The sequence below is a fragment of the Pseudomonas sp. RIT-562 genome (genome assembly GCF_026241895.1).
In the GTDB taxonomy this organism is placed as follows: domain Bacteria; phylum Pseudomonadota; class Gammaproteobacteria; order Pseudomonadales; family Pseudomonadaceae; genus Aquipseudomonas; species Aquipseudomonas mandelii_F.
Window position 1 is genome coordinate 36,245 of sequence record NZ_JAPJIV010000005.1, and the last position, 15,024, is coordinate 51,268.

Annotated in this window: 11 protein-coding genes; 7 read left to right on the top strand and 4 right to left on the bottom strand. The window is 59.8% G+C overall.

All coding sequences use genetic code 11. The features are described 5' to 3' along the window. Nucleotides 1-296 precede the first annotated feature (296 nt). A complete protein-coding gene (gene pdxB / locus ORL50_RS08670; RefSeq protein ID WP_266012664.1) occupies nucleotides 297-1,439 on the top strand; it encodes a 4-phosphoerythronate dehydrogenase PdxB in 1,143 nt (380 codons plus the stop codon). 172 nt (nucleotides 1,440-1,611) lie between these two features. Here the strand turns inward: pdxB and ORL50_RS08675 are convergent, their stop codons facing one another. Next, nucleotides 1,612-2,685: an RHS repeat-associated core domain-containing protein gene (locus ORL50_RS08675; RefSeq protein ID WP_266012666.1), complete on the bottom strand. Its 1,074-nt coding sequence runs from the start codon at nucleotides 2,683-2,685 to the stop codon at nucleotides 1,612-1,614. A gap of 249 nt (nucleotides 2,686-2,934) precedes the next feature. Beyond that, nucleotides 2,935-3,114 (bottom strand): PA1571 family protein, encoded by a 180-nt coding sequence (locus ORL50_RS08680; RefSeq protein WP_266012669.1) that lies wholly within the window; start codon nucleotides 3,112-3,114, stop codon nucleotides 2,935-2,937. 235 nt (nucleotides 3,115-3,349) lie between these two features. Here ORL50_RS08680 and ORL50_RS08685 point away from each other — a divergent pair, with 235 nt between their 5' ends. Continuing rightward, on the top strand, nucleotides 3,350-5,125 hold the full coding sequence (locus ORL50_RS08685) for an ABC transporter transmembrane domain-containing protein (protein ID WP_266012672.1): 1,776 nt from the start codon (nucleotides 3,350-3,352) through the stop codon (nucleotides 5,123-5,125). A 294-nt stretch (nucleotides 5,126-5,419) separates the two neighbouring features. On the opposite strand, the gene ORL50_RS08690 is transcribed toward ORL50_RS08685, so the two are convergent. After that, nucleotides 5,420-7,348: a transglycosylase SLT domain-containing protein gene (locus tag ORL50_RS08690; protein ID WP_266012675.1), complete on the bottom strand. Its 1,929-nt coding sequence runs from the start codon at nucleotides 7,346-7,348 to the stop codon at nucleotides 5,420-5,422. Between the two features lie 213 nt (nucleotides 7,349-7,561). Between ORL50_RS08690 and ORL50_RS08695 the strand changes: the two genes are divergently transcribed. Beyond that, the gene (locus ORL50_RS08695) at nucleotides 7,562-9,481 is read left to right on the top strand and encodes an ATP-binding cassette domain-containing protein (RefSeq protein WP_266012678.1); all 1,920 of its coding nucleotides are present in this window, start codon (nucleotides 7,562-7,564) and stop codon (nucleotides 9,479-9,481) included. A 191-nt stretch (nucleotides 9,482-9,672) separates the two neighbouring features. Here ORL50_RS08695 and ORL50_RS08700 read toward each other — a convergent pair whose 3' ends face one another. Then, a complete protein-coding gene (locus ORL50_RS08700) occupies nucleotides 9,673-10,113 on the bottom strand; it encodes a universal stress protein (protein WP_266012681.1) in 441 nt (146 codons plus the stop codon). A gap of 104 nt (nucleotides 10,114-10,217) precedes the next feature. Between ORL50_RS08700 and ORL50_RS08705 the strand changes: the two genes are divergently transcribed. The 4 genes from ORL50_RS08705 to ORL50_RS08720 all read left to right on the top strand — a co-directional run bounded on the left by ORL50_RS08705 (nucleotide 10,218) and on the right by ORL50_RS08720 (nucleotide 14,991). After that, entirely contained in the window at nucleotides 10,218-10,655 is a 438-nt protein-coding gene (locus ORL50_RS08705) for a hypothetical protein (RefSeq protein ID WP_266012684.1), read from the top strand. A 644-nt stretch (nucleotides 10,656-11,299) separates the two neighbouring features. Continuing rightward, the gene (gene fadB, locus ORL50_RS08710) at nucleotides 11,300-13,447 is read left to right on the top strand and encodes a fatty acid oxidation complex subunit alpha FadB (RefSeq protein WP_266012686.1); all 2,148 of its coding nucleotides are present in this window, start codon (nucleotides 11,300-11,302) and stop codon (nucleotides 13,445-13,447) included. Between the two features lie 32 nt (nucleotides 13,448-13,479). Beyond that, a complete protein-coding gene (gene fadA / locus ORL50_RS08715) occupies nucleotides 13,480-14,655 on the top strand; it encodes an acetyl-CoA C-acyltransferase FadA (protein WP_045062413.1) in 1,176 nt (391 codons plus the stop codon). A gap of 99 nt (nucleotides 14,656-14,754) precedes the next feature. Then, nucleotides 14,755-14,991, top strand: coding sequence for a DUF1653 domain-containing protein (locus ORL50_RS08720; protein ID WP_262164890.1), 237 nt, complete (start codon nucleotides 14,755-14,757; stop codon nucleotides 14,989-14,991). Nucleotides 14,992-15,024: the final 33 nt, after the last annotated feature.

Sequence of the window (15,024 nt, forward strand, 5' to 3'; positions counted from 1 at the left end):
AGGATTTGTAAGCGGCCCGCGACCCCGCCCCCTTCGCACAGCCACCGCAACCTTTGTAGCAGCTGCCGAGGTACGAGGCTGCGTTGCGGTCCGCAGGACCGCCCATGGGGGCCGCTTCGCAGCCCAACGCAGCCTCGTGCCTCGGCAGCTGCTACAGGGGGAGGGTGTTTGGCGGGTAGAAGGGGGGCGGTGTCAGGTGGGTAAGGATACGGTGTTTGGCAATCAATCAGAGCAATGCCTGCTGGCCCACTACGTCCTTCTACGCCTACACTGCCGATCCCCCAAAGGAGCCCGCCATGCTGATTGTTGCCGACGAAAATATCCCGCTGCTCGATGCCTTTTTCGAATCTTTCGGTGAAATCCGCCGGGTACCTGGGCGGTCCATCGATCGCGCCACCGTCGAACAGGCCGACGTGTTGCTGGTGCGCTCCGTGACCAACGTCAATCGCGCATTGCTCGAAGGCAGCAAGGTGCGGTTTGTCGGCACGTGCACCATCGGCACCGATCACCTCGATCTCGACTACTTTCAACAGGCCGGCATCACCTGGTCCAGCGCCCCCGGCTGCAATGCCCGCGGCGTGGTCGACTATGTGCTCGGCAGCCTGCTGACCCTGGCCGAGATCGAAGGCGCGGACCTCAAGCAGCGTACGTATGGCGTGGTCGGCGCCGGTGAAGTGGGCGGGCGTCTGGTCCAGGTGCTGCGCGGGCTGGGCTGGAACGTGTTGGTCTGCGACCCACCGCGCCAGGCCGCTGAAGGCGGTGATTTTGTCAGCCTCGATCAGATCATCCAGCAATGCGACGTCATCAGCCTGCACACCCCGTTGAAGAAACACGGCGCGCAGTCCACCTGGCACCTTTTCGACAAAAATCGCCTGGATCAGCTCAAACCTGGCACCTGGCTGATCAACGCCAGCCGTGGTCCGGTGGTCGACAACGCCGCGCTGCGCAATGTGCTGCTGCAGCGCGAAGACCTGCAGGCGGTGCTGGATGTCTGGGAGGGGGAGCCTGAGGTCGATGCGGCGCTGGCGGATCTGTGCGTGCTCGCGACTCCGCACATCGCCGGTTATAGCCTGGATGGCAAGCAGCGCGGCACGGCGCAGATTTACCAGGCGTTTTGCGCTTTCCTCGGGCAGCCAGCGACGGTGAGCCTGAGCGATCTGCTGCCGGCGCCCTGGTTGGCGCAGGTCACCTTGCATGCCCAGACGGATCCGGCCTGGGCGCTGGCGATGCTGTGCCGCGGGGTGTACGACCCGCGCCGTGATGATGCGGATTTTCGGCGCAGTCTTGTAGGAACAGTGAGTGAACAGCGTGCGGCATTTGACGGGTTGCGCAAGCATTACCCATTGCGGCGGGAGATTGATGGGTTGCAGGTGAGGATTGAGGGGGAGTCGCTGGAGTTGCGGGGGATTGTGGCGGCGTTGGGGGCTGCGGCTGTCTGAAAATCCGGGTTCGCCTATTCGCGAGCAAGCCCGCTCCCCCAGGTCCTGCATCTAATCATGTGTGGGTGGGCTTGCGCGCGAAGGGCGGCACCACCCACGTGAATTTGCTGAATTTGGATTACAGGTCATGACTATCCGAAGGCAGCCTACTCCACCCAAGCATCACTTCGTCCTACCTTTCCTGGCCCCCTCTTCTCACCGCCGTCAAAATTTCGCGTGGGGGTTGCCCAGCTCGTTGTAGCCGAGCATTGAGTACCTCATTTGCTGCTCTAAGTGCTTCTTGTCGCACAACATTTCGCTGTTGAATAATCGCTTGGTCTCGAATTTCGATGTCGCGCATACGTGCGCTCGGACGAGTTCCCGTTGCATCACCGCCGCCCCGTATTGGTTGTCGAGCTCTCGTTACCATCCTCCCATTACTGTCTCGTCCAGTCACCCAGATGTTCCCCCTGCTGTCTTTATGCATCCCCTGCCTTCGGGTGACAGAGTGAGAGACTGCGGCTTGCAGGTTCGGGTTTTGTGAATAACTCCCGGTCATCGATCTATTACCCAGCGCGGTTAACCCATCTCTTTGCGCCCCTGCGGCATACCCGTCGTAGTTCCGCGTGGTAGTGGTGCCTGTGCTGCCAATTGCGGGATTGTTATTTCCTCTAGGCCCCGGTGCTCCCATAACTAATACACCTATATCAGCTAAGGAAGAAGATTGCCCTGTGCGAGCCGTTCCCGAGGGCGACCCTCCGGCCTGGCCGAGTGCATACATCGCCTCCTGCCTGTTAATACCTGCACTTATAGAGCGACTATGGCGTGCATTGATGCTCACTTGCGATGCCCCGGAGAATGAGACATTTCTGGAGTAGAAGTCTTTGATCACTCCAAGAATCGAGTGCCCCGTAGGGTCTGAAAAATTCACCGGATCTCCCACGCAGTACATATAGGCATTCAATCCACCGCCGCCAAACGGGCTCCAACTATCTGGGCTATGGAAACGCATCAATTTAGGGTTGTAAGCACGGTAGCCATTCCCAAGCACATACCAGCCGATCTGCCTTTCGCACAGTTCACCGTTGAAACCAAGGTGTGAGGCGATTTGCTGCTGTGGTGATTGTCCACCATAGGCGCAATATGCGATCGAATTGGGTTGCGCCCCCGTGAGTTCGGCAATTATCGACTTTTTATTGTCAGCAGCCAGCAGTATGGTGCGGAACTGGCTTGGGGCACCTTGATTCTCAACCGGTGGCTGGGGCATTAAGTCTTTCCTTGATAAAGGAGGAGGCTGGGGAGCGCTTCCAGTTTGATCAGGTTGCCGAGTGTTGGGAACTATCAGAACTGCTAGTGAAACTTCACTTTTGGCGTTGGAGTTGCTGTAAGTTCAAGCATCTGCTGACCGCGATTTGATATCTGCTGGAGTAACCGCGGATCGGCCGTATCGCTGATCTAGGAAAGCACCCATAAAAAACCCGGCCATCAGGGCCGGGTCAAGAAGACGGGGGCTATATCAATCTTGTTTGGCAGGCTCGACCAATCGCTTCTCCAGGTCGCGGCAAGCGTCCTGGATCATGTCTTCAGTGATGGGTACTTCGCGCCCTTGCTCGTCGATAATCGAGCAACCCAGAGGCTGGCCGGGTTTGGTACGGATCACTTCAATCTTGTCTTCGCTGCTGTGTTGCAAGGACATGGCCTGTCTCCTCATCAGGTTGTGTGCTTACTATAAAACCGCCTGGTGACCGGGCTGTGACAGCTCCTTGCGGTCTTTCCTGAACGGCATCGACAGTCCACCAGAAATAACGCAGGGTTGCTACCCGGACTTTAGACCGATAGCGTCTAGGGGCTAGGCCTTGCGGTCATAATTAACCTGACTCATTTTGATTTACACAAGTTCCCTTCAAACCACCGCGCCGTGGCGTAACTGGATGATCTACATGCTCTCTGCCCGTCACCGCCGTGCCATTCGCCTGACCAGCCGTTTCCTCGCACCCTACCGCTGGCCCGCGCTCGGCGCGTTGCTGGCGTTGATTGTCACGGCGGGCATCACCTTGTCCATGGGGCAGGGCATTCGCCTGCTGGTGGACCAGGGTTTCATGACCCAATCACCGCACCTGCTCAATCAATCCATCGGGCTGTTCATGCTGCTGGTGGCGGGTTTGGCGGTCGGCACGTTTGCGCGTTTTTACCTGGTGTCGTGGATCGGCGAGCGAGTGGTGGCGGACATTCGCCGGCAGGTGTTCAACCATCTCGTCTACCTGCACCCAGGGTTCTATGAGGACAATCGCAGCTCCGAGATCCAGTCGCGCTTGACCGCAGATACCACTCTTCTGCAATCGGTGATCGGCTCTTCGCTGTCGATGTTCCTGCGTAATTTGCTGATGGTGATCGGCGGGGTGATCCTGCTGTTCATCACCAACCCCAAGCTGACCAGCATCGTGGTGGTCGCCTTGCCGCTGGTGATCGCGCCGATCCTGATCTTCGGCCGGCGAGTGCGCAGCCTGTCGCGCATGAGCCAGGATCGCATCGCCGACATCGGCAGCTACGTGTCCGAAACCCTTGGCCAGATCAAGACCGTGCAGGCCTATAACCATCAGGTCCAGGACGAGCAGCGCTTTGCCGTGACGGTGGAGCAGGCCTTCGAGACTGCGCGCAAGCGGATCTTCCAGCGCGCCTGGCTGATTACCCTGGTGATCGTGCTGGTGCTGGGCGCCGTTGGGGTGATGTTGTGGGTAGGCGGCATGGACGTGATTGCCGGGCGGATTTCTGCCGGTGAGCTGGCGGCCTTCGTGTTCTACAGCCTGATCGTCGGCAGTGCGTTCGGCACGTTGAGCGAAGTGATCGGTGAACTGCAACGCGCCGCTGGCGCCGCCGAGCGTATCGCCGAGCTGCTGCGCTCGGAGAACATCATCCAGCCGCCGAGCTCGGGGCTGGTGACCTTGCCCGAGCGGGTCGCCGGCGACCTTGTGCTGCAGGATGTGCGGTTTTCCTACCCCTCGCGTCCGGATAGCTTCGCGGTCGATGGCCTCAACCTTACTATCCATGCCGGCGAAACCCTGGCGCTGGTCGGGCCTTCGGGGGCCGGCAAGTCGACCGTGTATGACCTGCTGCTGCGCTTCTACGACCCGCTCGCCGGGCGCATTCTGCTGGACGGCGTGCCCTTGACTCAACTCGATCCGCTCGACCTGCGCCGCTGCTTCGCCCTGGTCTCGCAGAACCCGGCGCTGTTTTTCGGCAGCGTCGAAGAAAACATCCGCTACGGCCGACCGGACGCCACCCTGGCCCAGGTGCAGGAAGCGGCAAAAATCGCCTATGCCCACGACTTCATCGAACAGATGCCCGACGGCTACCAGACCCACCTCGGCGACGGCGGCCTGGGCCTGTCCGGCGGCCAACGGCAACGCCTGGCCATCGCCCGCGCGCTGCTGGTGGACGCGCCCATCCTGCTGCTCGACGAAGCCACCAGCGCCCTCGATGCCCAGAGCGAACACCTGATCCAGCAAGCCCTGCCAAGCCTGATGAAAAACCGCACCACCCTGGTCATCGCCCACCGTCTGGCCACGGTGAAGAATGCGGACCGGATTGCGGTGATGGATCAGGGGAAACTGGTGGCGGTGGGCACGCATCAGGAGTTGATTGCGGGGAACGCGTTGTATGCGCGGTTGGCGGCGTTGCAGTTTAGTGATGGGCATCAGGTTTCGTGAGTCGGCGCTGCTGGGCGACCCAGTACCGACCCAGTACCGACCAAGTAACCGGCTAAGTAGCGCCGCTGCGAAATATGCAGAAATCGCACAGATCAACGACCTCAGCTCAGTGAACTAGCCTCGCGTAATCTGCATGATCGAGGAGGGCAACGGAATGCCCATCGCCGCTAATGGATGTCGCCTGCGCAAGTCCAGATTTTCTGAACAGGTCTGCGGCAGCTCCTACGGGGTGTACACCATCCCTATGTAGGAGCTGCCGCAGGCTGCGATCTTTTGATCTTGCTTCAACCAACTTCACTGATCATCAAAATACCGCTCATGCCAATCCACCAGCGGCTGCGGTGAATTCAGCTTCTGCCCGTAGATCACCGAATACGACAACACGTTCTGCACGTACTGGCGGGTTTCATCGAACGGAATGCTCTCCACCCACACATCGAAGCTCAGGTGATCGGCGCCGCGCAGCCACTGGCGCACGCGACCGGGGCCTGCGTTGTAGGCGGCGGAGGCGAGGACGCGGTTGCCGTTGAACTGGGCGTGGACCTGGCTCAGGTAGGCGGCACCCAGCTGGATGTTGGTGTCGGGGTTGAGCACTTGCTGCGGCGAGGCCAGGGGAATGCTGAACTTGCGCGCGGTTTCCTTGGCGGTGGCCGGCATCAGCTGCATCAGGCCGCTGGCGCCGACGCCGGAGCGGGCGTCGTCCATGAAGGCGCTTTCCTGGCGAGTAATGGCAAATACCCAGCTGGAATGCAGGCCACGGACCTTGGCTTCGCGTACCAGGGTGTCGCGGTGGGCCATCGGGAAGCGGATGTCCAGGTCATCCCAATACTGCGCCTGGCTGATGGTGCGGATCGCCGGGAAGTACCATTTCAGGTCGTAGGCCAGTTTCGCCTGGGCGACCATTTCATCGCGGTTGAAATGCCGGCTGACGTGGTACCACTCGCGGCGCCCGTCGACGATCTGCCCGCGAGCATGAAACTCCAGCGCGCGGCGAATGCCCGGCGTGTTGCGTACCTTGTTGACCAGCGCCTGGCTCAGCACCAGCGGCTTGTTGTTCAGCGAGTAAGGCGATTGCGAGCGATCGGCGGCCAGGAAGCCGTAGAAATCACGCTCGCGGGCCAGGCCCTTGTACAGCGTCTGCGCTTCCGGATTCTGCGGTTGGGCCAGTTCCAGGCTGCGGGCCTGCCAGTAGCGCCAGCGGTTGGTGGTGGCCAGGTCTTGCGGCAGGCGGCGAGTCAGCTGATAGGCATCATCCCAACGCGCCAGGCGCAGCAACAGGCGCAAGCGCCACTCGGAAACGGTGTTGTCGCGCAGCTCCGGGTCGTATTTGGTCATGACATCGAGCGCCCGGCTGTCGAAACGGCGGGCGAGCGTCAGGCCGATCTCCCGGGCAATGGCGACTTTTTCATCGCGGGAGAAATGCATGCTGCTGGCATAACCATCGAGCAAGGCCATGGCCTTTTCCGGATCCTGGCGTGCCAGGCGGCGCAGGCCCAGGCTGACGATGTCCGACATCGGCTCATCGGCCGGGCTGAAGCGTGAGGGCTGGTTGAGCAGCTCGGGCTTCTGCGCTACGTCCACCAGCAAGCGGCCGCGCGGGGCGAGGGTGGTGAGGCCGTTGACCAGGCTGTTGGCCAGCGGATAGTTGCGCGCCTGCGCCGCCAGCTTGGTGCGCTCCCAGCGTTTCTGTTCAGTCAGTTGACCATCGGCGGCCCACACCCCGAACAAACCGTCGCAAGCGGCCGGCAGGGATTTACCGGTCAGCCACAGTTTGTTGGCGTTGGCGTAGCCCTCGGTTTTCTGGTTGTGGCCGATCTGGTACTGGGCGTTCAGGCAGTCCAGCTCGGTGAAGTTGAGCTTGGGATCGTAATACTTGACGAAGGGTGCCCAGTCGCCGCGTTCGGCCAGCCAGCGCAACCAGCGCAGTTTCATCCAGTTGGCCTGGGGCAGGTCGCCATGCTCGGCGAGGAATTTCTCGATTTCGGCATTGCTCGCGGTTTTCAGGCGCGCGGTCAGCTCGTCATACGCCAGGTAAGGTTCCAGCGGATAATCGGCGAGGGCCTGGCTGTAGCGAAAATAGGGGCCGGTATCGCCCTTGGCCAGCGCGCGCTTGGCTTCGTCGTAATACTGGCGCTGGGTGGACAGGTCCACCGCCTGGGCTGATTGGATGGCAGAGGCAGAAAGAAGCAAACATGAAAAAAGACTGAAAAGGCGACTGCGCATGAGACATCCGGGCAGAGAAATCATGACAAGTGCGGGCAGGACCCCCACTGAATAATCTGTAGCTTAGCCTTTTGCCAGCGACGGGCGAAAGCTTTGCCGGCCTCTTGGCATCAGTTCGCAACATTTGTTGTGCAGAGTGCCCCGACAGTGAAATTGCCGGCCTTTTGCAGCCTCAAGTCAGGTAGAATGCGCGCCCGGTTTTTGGAGAAGCTCATGACCCTGCTCAAATTCAGCGATGTGTCCCTTGCTTTCGGCTCTACGCCGTTGTTGGACAAGGTGTCCTGGCAGATCGCCCGTGGAGAGCGGGTGTGCATCATCGGCCGCAACGGCACTGGCAAGTCCAGCATGATGAAGCTCGTCAAGGGCGACCAGAAGCCGGATGACGGCTCCGTTTGGCGTGCCCCCGGCCTCAAGATTGGCGAATTGCCGCAAGAATTGCCGGTAGCCGACGAGCGGACCGTGTTCGACGTGGTGGCTGAAGGCCTTGATGGCGTCGGCGAGCTGCTTGCGCAGTATCACCACCTGAGCCAGAACATCGTTACCGATGCCGACCTGGACAAGCTGATGCACGTCCAGCACGACCTCGAAGCCCGCGATGGCTGGCGCTTGCAGCAATTGGTCGACAGCACCCTGAGCCGCCTGCAGCTGCCGGCGGACAAGACCCTGTCCCAGCTGTCCGGTGGCTGGCGTCGTCGCGTCCTGCTGGCCCAGGCCCTGGTTTCCGAGCCAGACCTGCTGCTGCTCGACGAACCGACCAACCACCTGGACATCGGTGCAATCGCCTGGCTTGAAGAAGCGCTGAAGGATTTCCAGGGCGCCGTGTTGTTCATCACGCACGACCGTTCATTCCTGCAGAACCTGGCGACTCGCATTCTCGAACTGGATCGCGGCGGCCTGATCGACTGGAACGGCGACTACGCCAGTTTCCTGGTGCACAAGGAAGCCTCGCTGGCTGCTGAAGAAACCGCCAACGCGTTGTTCGACAAAAAGCTGGCCCAGGAAGAAGTCTGGATCCGCCAGGGCATCAAGGCCCGTCGCACCCGTAACGAAGGCCGTGTTCGTGCCTTGAAAGCCCTGCGCGTTGAGCGCAGCGAGCGTCGTGAACGCACCGGCAAGGCCAACATTCAGCTGGACACCGCTGACAAGTCTGGCAAGCAGGTGATGGTCCTCGAGAACGTTAGCTTTGCTCACCCGGGCGGCCCGTTCCTGATCAAGGACTTCTCGATGGTCCTGGCGCGCGGTGACCGTATCGGTCTGCTGGGCGCCAACGGTACCGGCAAGACCACGCTGCTGAAGCTGATGCTCAACGGCCTGCAACCGACCAGCGGCACCGTGGAGGAGGGGACGCGCATCGACGTCGCCTACTTCGACCAGTTGCGCCATCAGCTGGACCTGGAAAAGACCGTGATCGACAACGTCGCCGAAGGTCGCGATTTCATCGACATCGATGGCCAGAGCCGTCACGTGCTGAGCTACCTCGGCGATTTCCTGTTCAGCCCGCAGCGTGCCCGCACGCCGGTCAAGGCGCTGTCGGGTGGTGAGCGTGCGCGTCTGTTGCTGGCGAAATTGTTCAGCAAACCGGCGAACCTGCTGGTCCTCGACGAACCGACCAACGACCTCGACGTGGAAACCCTCGAGTTGCTGGAAGAGGTCCTGCTGACCTTCAACGGCACTGTGCTGATGGTCAGTCACGACCGGGCATTCCTCGACAACGTGGTCACCAGCACCCTGGTCTTTGAAGGTGAAGGCAAGGTTCGCGAGTATGTGGGTGGTTATCAGGATTGGCTGCGTCAGGGCGGCTCGCCGCGCCTACTGGGCGTGACCGAGAGCAAGTCGGGCAAAGCCGACCTGACCTCGGCAGTCGTGACTGCCGAGGCCGCACCTGTGGCGGCAGCGGTCGAAGCGCCCGTCGCAAAGAAGAAGCTCAGCTACAAGCTGCAGCGCGAGCTGGAAGCCCTGCCGGGCCAGATCGAGGCCATGGAGCAGCAGATCGCCGCCGTTGAAGCACAAATGGCCGACAGCGGTTTCTACCAGCGTCCTGCGGCGAAAACTGCTGCGGTGATTGCTCAGCTGGAACAGTTGCAGGCAGAGCTGGAAGTGATGGTGGAGCGTTGGGCTGAGTTGGATGCCTGATTGACCCTGCAATAAAAAAGCCCGGCGTTCAGCGATGAGCGCCGGGCTTTTTGTATGCAACACGGTCGACAGATCACCCAAAATCCCCTGTGGGAGCGGGCTTGCTCGCGAAAGCGGTTGGACATTCAACATGGATGTCGACTGGCACAACGAATTCGCGAGCAAGCCCGCTCCCACAGGGGGGTGTGCTGTCAGTTTTTGTTGGCCAGGCGCACCGCGAGCACGTCACAAGGCGCGCCGTGCAGCACGTCGTTGGCCGTGGAGCCCAGCAGCAATGCCAAGCCATGGCGGCCATGACTGCCCACCACGATCAGGTCGCAGGTCTGCTCCTTGGCCAGGTGATGAATCTCCTGACGCGGCTGGCCGTAAGTCAGGTGGCTGTATTCCTTGGAGAGTTCCGGATACTTCAGGATCAGTCGGTCCAGGCGCTCCTTGGCTTGATCGAACTGTTGCTGCTGCAACTGGGACAGGTCCATGGGTACGTCGCCGCCAAAGGCCATGGCCATCGGTTCGACGATGTGCACCAGGGACAGTTTGGCGCCGTTGCTCACCGACAGTTCGCGAGCGCGGTGGATTACAGGATCGCACTCTTCGGTTAGATCTACAGCGACCAGAATATGGTTGTAGGGCATGAGGTGCTCCTCCTGAGGATGGCATTATTGTTAAGTATGGCTGGTTTCAAGCGCAGTGGTTCCCGATAGGTCCGGCGCGCTCATTTAAAAAACGGAGTACAGATATGACGGTCTGGATAGTGGTGTCAATCCTGTTAGTGGTCTTGAGTCCGCTGGCGTGGTTGCGACCGTCCCGTGGTCAGAGCGGTCGCATGGCCCTGCGCATGGAGGCCCGACGCATCGGCCTGGCCATGCAACTGGCGCCCGTGGAGTGGCCCCACTGGCTGAGCCAGGAGCCTCCGAGCCCGTGCGCGCAGTACCATCGGCCACGACGCGGCAAGCAGCCGGCCTGCTGGAGCTACTGGCAAAAAGCCCCGGGGGTTTGGGTCAATCAGTGGCAGGAAGTCTGTGAAGATCGGGCGCTGCTGAATCATTTCGAAAAATTGCCGGCTAACGTCTACAAGGTCGAAGCGGATCAGCAAATGATCACCTTGTATTGGGGGGAGAAGGGCGAGGCGACGGTGTTGCAGCAAATCGATGCGACCCTCAAAGCGCTGGCCTGAATCCCGACCCTGACACATGCAACCTCGATGCAGCGACTTTCCACGTCCGCTAGGCCCAGCGATCTGGCGTGGATGCACGTCCGTGAGGCGGCGCCATCTACCGTCGTGACCTCTTCGCGGGCAGTTGTTGCGATGTAGATGGTCGGGTTTCTACAGGCAATAAAAAGCCCGACATCAACATCGGGCCGGGTTGGCCAGGCAGGCCGGAAAACGGTGTGAGCTGATCTTACGCCGGGCATTCGCCAAATCGTTGAAAATATTTCCTCCAGTCCCCGCCAGCGTAGTCTCTTAAACAGAAACTGCCGCGAATTAGGGCGACTTTTCTAACTATTGATCCTATGAATGGGCGCACATGCACCCGAGTGTTGAAGATCTTCGAGTGACGGAAATGACCGCAAAGTCGCGTTCACACCCGTATTTTGGGCGATTGACAATTGTTTGAAATTCCGTGAAGGTGACGTACCCAAATCAAACGGGCGTATGAATTGAGCGTTTGCATTGCGCAGCGCTCCTACAGAATCCCGACTATCGCGTTGGCGGGTGTGTCGGGTGGATTGGCGTAGCATCGACGAATAACGTCTTGCCAAGCCATTCGCCTGCGTCCGACGTGTACTGTTCAGCTTCCATATCGTGGAGATCAGTTGATGATTTACGAAGGTAAAGCCATCACGGTTACGGCTCTTGAAAGTGGCATCGTCGAATTGAAATTCGACCTCAAGGGTGAGTCCGTCAACAAGTTCAACCGTCTAACCCTGAACGAACTGCGTCAGGCCGTGGACACCATCAAGGCAGATGCTTCGATCAAGGGTGTGATCGTCAGCAGCGGCAAGGACGTGTTCATCGTCGGCGCCGACATCACCGAATTCGTCGAGAACTTCAAGCTGCCCGATGCAGAGCTTGTTGCAGGCAACCTCGAAGCCAACAAGATATTCAGCGATTTCGAAGACCTCAACGTCCCGACTGTCGCCGCGATCAACGGCATCGCCCTGGGTGGCGGTCTGGAAATGTGCCTGGCGGCGGACTACCGCGTCATGTCCACCGCGGCCAAGATCGGTCTGCCAGAAGTCAAGCTGGGCATCTACCCGGGCTTCGGCGGCACCGTGCGCCTGCCGCGCCTGATTGGTGCCGACAACGCGATCGAGTGGATTGCCGCCGGCAAGGAAAACCGTGCTGAAGACGCGCTGAAAGTCGGCGCCGTAGACGCTGTGGTTGCTCCTGAAAAGCTGCAGGAAGCCGCGCTGGAACTGATCAAACGCGCCATCTCCGGTGAGTTTGACTACAAGGCCAAGCGCCAGCCGAAGCTGGAAAAGCTCAAGCTGAACGCGATCGAACAAATGATGGCCTTCGAAACCGCTAAAGGTTTTGTTGCCGGTCAAGCTGGCCCGAACTACCCGGCGCCGGTTGAAGCGATCAAGACCATCCAGAAAGCCGCGAACTTCGGTCGCGACAAGGCCCTGGAAGTCGAAGCTGCGGGTTTTGTGAAACTGGCCAAGACCTCTGCTGCGCAGAGCTTGATCGGTCTGTTCCTGAACGATCAGGAACTGAAGAAAAAGGCCAAGGCCTACGACGAAATCGCTCGCGACGTGAAGCAGGCTGCCGTATTGGGCGCCGGCATCATGGGTGGCGGCATCGCCTATCAGTCGGCTTCCAAAGGTACGCCGATCCTGATGAAGGACATCAACGAGCACGGTATCGAGCAAGGCCTGGCTGAAGCCGCCAAGCTGCTGGTCGGCCGCGTTGATAAAGGTCGCATGACGGCAGCGAAAATGGCTGAAGTGCTCAACGGCATCCGCCCAACCCTGTCCTACGGCGACTTCGGTCACGTGGACCTGGTGGTCGAAGCCGTGGTCGAGAACCCTAAAGTCAAACAGGCCGTGCTGGCTGAAGTCGAAGACAAGGTCAAAGAGGACACCATCCTCGCGTCCAACACCTCGACCATTTCCATCACCTTGCTGGCCAAGGCCCTCAAGCGTCCGGAAAACTTCGTCGGCATGCACTTCTTCAACCCGGTGCACATGATGCCGCTGGTGGAAGTGATCCGTGGCGAGAAGTCCAGCGAGCTGGCAGTTGCCACCACCGTTGCCTACGCCAAGAAAATGGGCAAGAACCCGATCGTCGTCAACGACTGCCCGGGCTTCCTGGTCAACCGCGTGCTGTTCCCGTACTTCGGCGGTTTCGCCAAGCTGGTCAGCGCTGGCGTGGACTTCGTGCGCATCGACAAGGTCATGGAGAAATTCGGCTGGCCGATGGGCCCGGCGTACCTGATGGACGTGGTCGGCATCGACACCGGTCACCACGGTCGTGACGTGATGGCTGAAGGCTTCCCGGACCGTATGAAAGACGACCGCCGTTCGGCGATCGACGTGCTGTACGAAGCCAAGCGCCTGGGCCAGAAGAACGGCAAGGGCTTCTACGCCTACGAGACCGACAAGAAAGGCAAGCAGAAGAAAGTCGCCGACCCGTCGGTGCTGGAAGTGCTCAAGCCGATCGTTTACGAGCAGCGCGAAGTCACTGACGAAGACATCATCAACTGGATGATGATCCCGCTGTGCTTGGAAACCGTGCGTTGCCTGGAAGACGGCATTGTCGAAACCGCTGCCGAAGCCGACATGGGTCTGGTCTACGGTATTGGTTTCCCTCCATTCCGTGGCGGCGCGCTGCGCTACATCGATTCGATCGGTGTTGCCGAGTTCGTTGCCCTGGCTGACCAGTACGCTGATTTGGGCGCGCTGTACCACCCGACCGCGAAGCTGCGTGAAATGGCCAAGACTGGCCAGCGGTTCTTCGGTTAAGCGTCCCAACACTTGAGCGAGAGTGAAATTTTATGAGCTTGAATCCAAGAGACGTCGTGATTGTCGACTTCGGTCGTACTCCGATGGGCCGCTCCAAGGGCGGCATGCACCGCAACACCCGCGCCGAAGATATGTCGGCGCACCTGATCAGCAAGCTGCTTGAACGCAACGTCAAGGTTGACCCGAACGAAGTCGAAGACGTGATCTGGGGGTGCGTCAACCAGACCCTGGAGCAGGGCTGGAACATCGCTCGCATGGCGTCCCTGATGACGCAGATCCCGCACACTGCTGCCGGCCAGACCGTCAGCCGCCTGTGTGGCTCGTCGATGAGCGCGCTGCACACCGCTGCGCAAGCAATCATGACCGGCAACGGTGACGTGTTCGTCGTCGGCGGCGTCGAGCATATGGGTCACGTGAGCATGATGCACGGTGTCGATCCGAACCCGCACATGTCGCTGTACGCGGCGAAAGCCTCGGGCATGATGGGCCTGACCGCGGAAATGCTTGGCAAGATGCACGGCATTACTCGCGAACAGCAGGACGCCTTTGGCGTGCGCTCCCACCAGCTCGCCCACAAGGCGACTGTGGAAGGCAAGTTCAAGGACGAGATCATCCCGATGCAGGGCTACGACGAGAACGGTTTCCTGAAACTGTTCGACTACGACGAAACCATTCGTCCGGAAACCACCCTGGAAAGCCTGGCGGCGTTGAAGCCAGCGTTTAACCCGAAGGGCGGCACCGTGACAGCCGGTACTTCTTCGCAGATCACCGATGGTGCCTCGTGCATGATCGTGATGTCGGCGCAGCGTGCCCAGGACCTGGGTATCCAGCCTCTGGCCGTGATCCGCTCGATGGCAGTGGCAGGTGTGGACCCGGCAATCATGGGCTATGGTCCAGTACCGGCGACCCAGAAAGCACTTAAACGTGCGGGCCTCGGCATCAACGATATCGACTTCTTCGAGCTTAACGAAGCTTTCGCCGCACAGGCCCTGCCAGTGCTGAAAGATCTGAAAGTGCTCGACAAGATGAACGAGAAGGTTAACCTGCACGGCGGCGCGATCGCCTTGGGTCACCCGTTCGGTTGCTCCGGAGCGCGTATCTCCGGCACTCTGCTGAACGTGATGAAGCAAAATGGCGGCAGCCTCGGGGTTGCAACCATGTGCATTGGTCTCGGCCAAGGCATCTCCACCGTCTTCGAACGCGTTTAAGCGTTTCGTTGATGGAAGCCGGGGCCAAGTGCCCCGGTTTTTGTTTTTCTGAAATTTTTTTTATTTTTATTTTGAAAAGATTTGTGCGAGGGCCAAACCATGCCGATACAACCTGGGCTCTACCAACATTACAAAGGTCCGCAGTACCGCGTATTCAGCATTGCGCGACATTCGGAAACAGAAGAAGAAGTGGTCTTCTACCAAGCCCTGTATGGTGATTACGGTTTTTGGGTGCGTCCCCTGAGCATGTTCCTGGAGTCGGTCGAGGTTGACGGCGAACAGGTGCCACGCTTTGCTTTGGTGCAAGCTGAACCGAGCGTTTTTTCGAAGGCATAAGCTGAGTGCGCGCTGAACCCTGCGCTTGACCTC

Coding starts and splice junctions, on each gene's coding strand:
- pdxB (WP_266012664.1), top strand. CDS start 297: ATGCTGATTGTTGCCGACGAAAATATCCCGCTGCTCGATGCCTTTTTC.
- ORL50_RS08675 (WP_266012666.1), bottom strand. CDS start 2,685: ATGCCCCAGCCACCGGTTGAGAATCAAGGTGCCCCAAGCCAGTTCCGC.
- ORL50_RS08680 (WP_266012669.1), bottom strand. CDS start 3,114: ATGTCCTTGCAACACAGCAGCGAAGACAAGATTGAAGTGATCCGTACC.
- ORL50_RS08685 (WP_266012672.1), top strand. CDS start 3,350: ATGATCTACATGCTCTCTGCCCGTCACCGCCGTGCCATTCGCCTGACC.
- ORL50_RS08690 (WP_266012675.1), bottom strand. CDS start 7,348: ATGCGCAGTCGCCTTTTCAGTCTTTTTTCATGTTTGCTTCTTTCTGCC.
- ORL50_RS08695 (WP_266012678.1), top strand. CDS start 7,562: ATGACCCTGCTCAAATTCAGCGATGTGTCCCTTGCTTTCGGCTCTACG.
- ORL50_RS08700 (WP_266012681.1), bottom strand. CDS start 10,113: ATGCCCTACAACCATATTCTGGTCGCTGTAGATCTAACCGAAGAGTGC.
- ORL50_RS08705 (WP_266012684.1), top strand. CDS start 10,218: ATGACGGTCTGGATAGTGGTGTCAATCCTGTTAGTGGTCTTGAGTCCG.
- fadB (WP_266012686.1), top strand. CDS start 11,300: ATGATTTACGAAGGTAAAGCCATCACGGTTACGGCTCTTGAAAGTGGC.
- fadA (WP_045062413.1), top strand. CDS start 13,480: ATGAGCTTGAATCCAAGAGACGTCGTGATTGTCGACTTCGGTCGTACT.
- ORL50_RS08720 (WP_262164890.1), top strand. CDS start 14,755: ATGCCGATACAACCTGGGCTCTACCAACATTACAAAGGTCCGCAGTAC.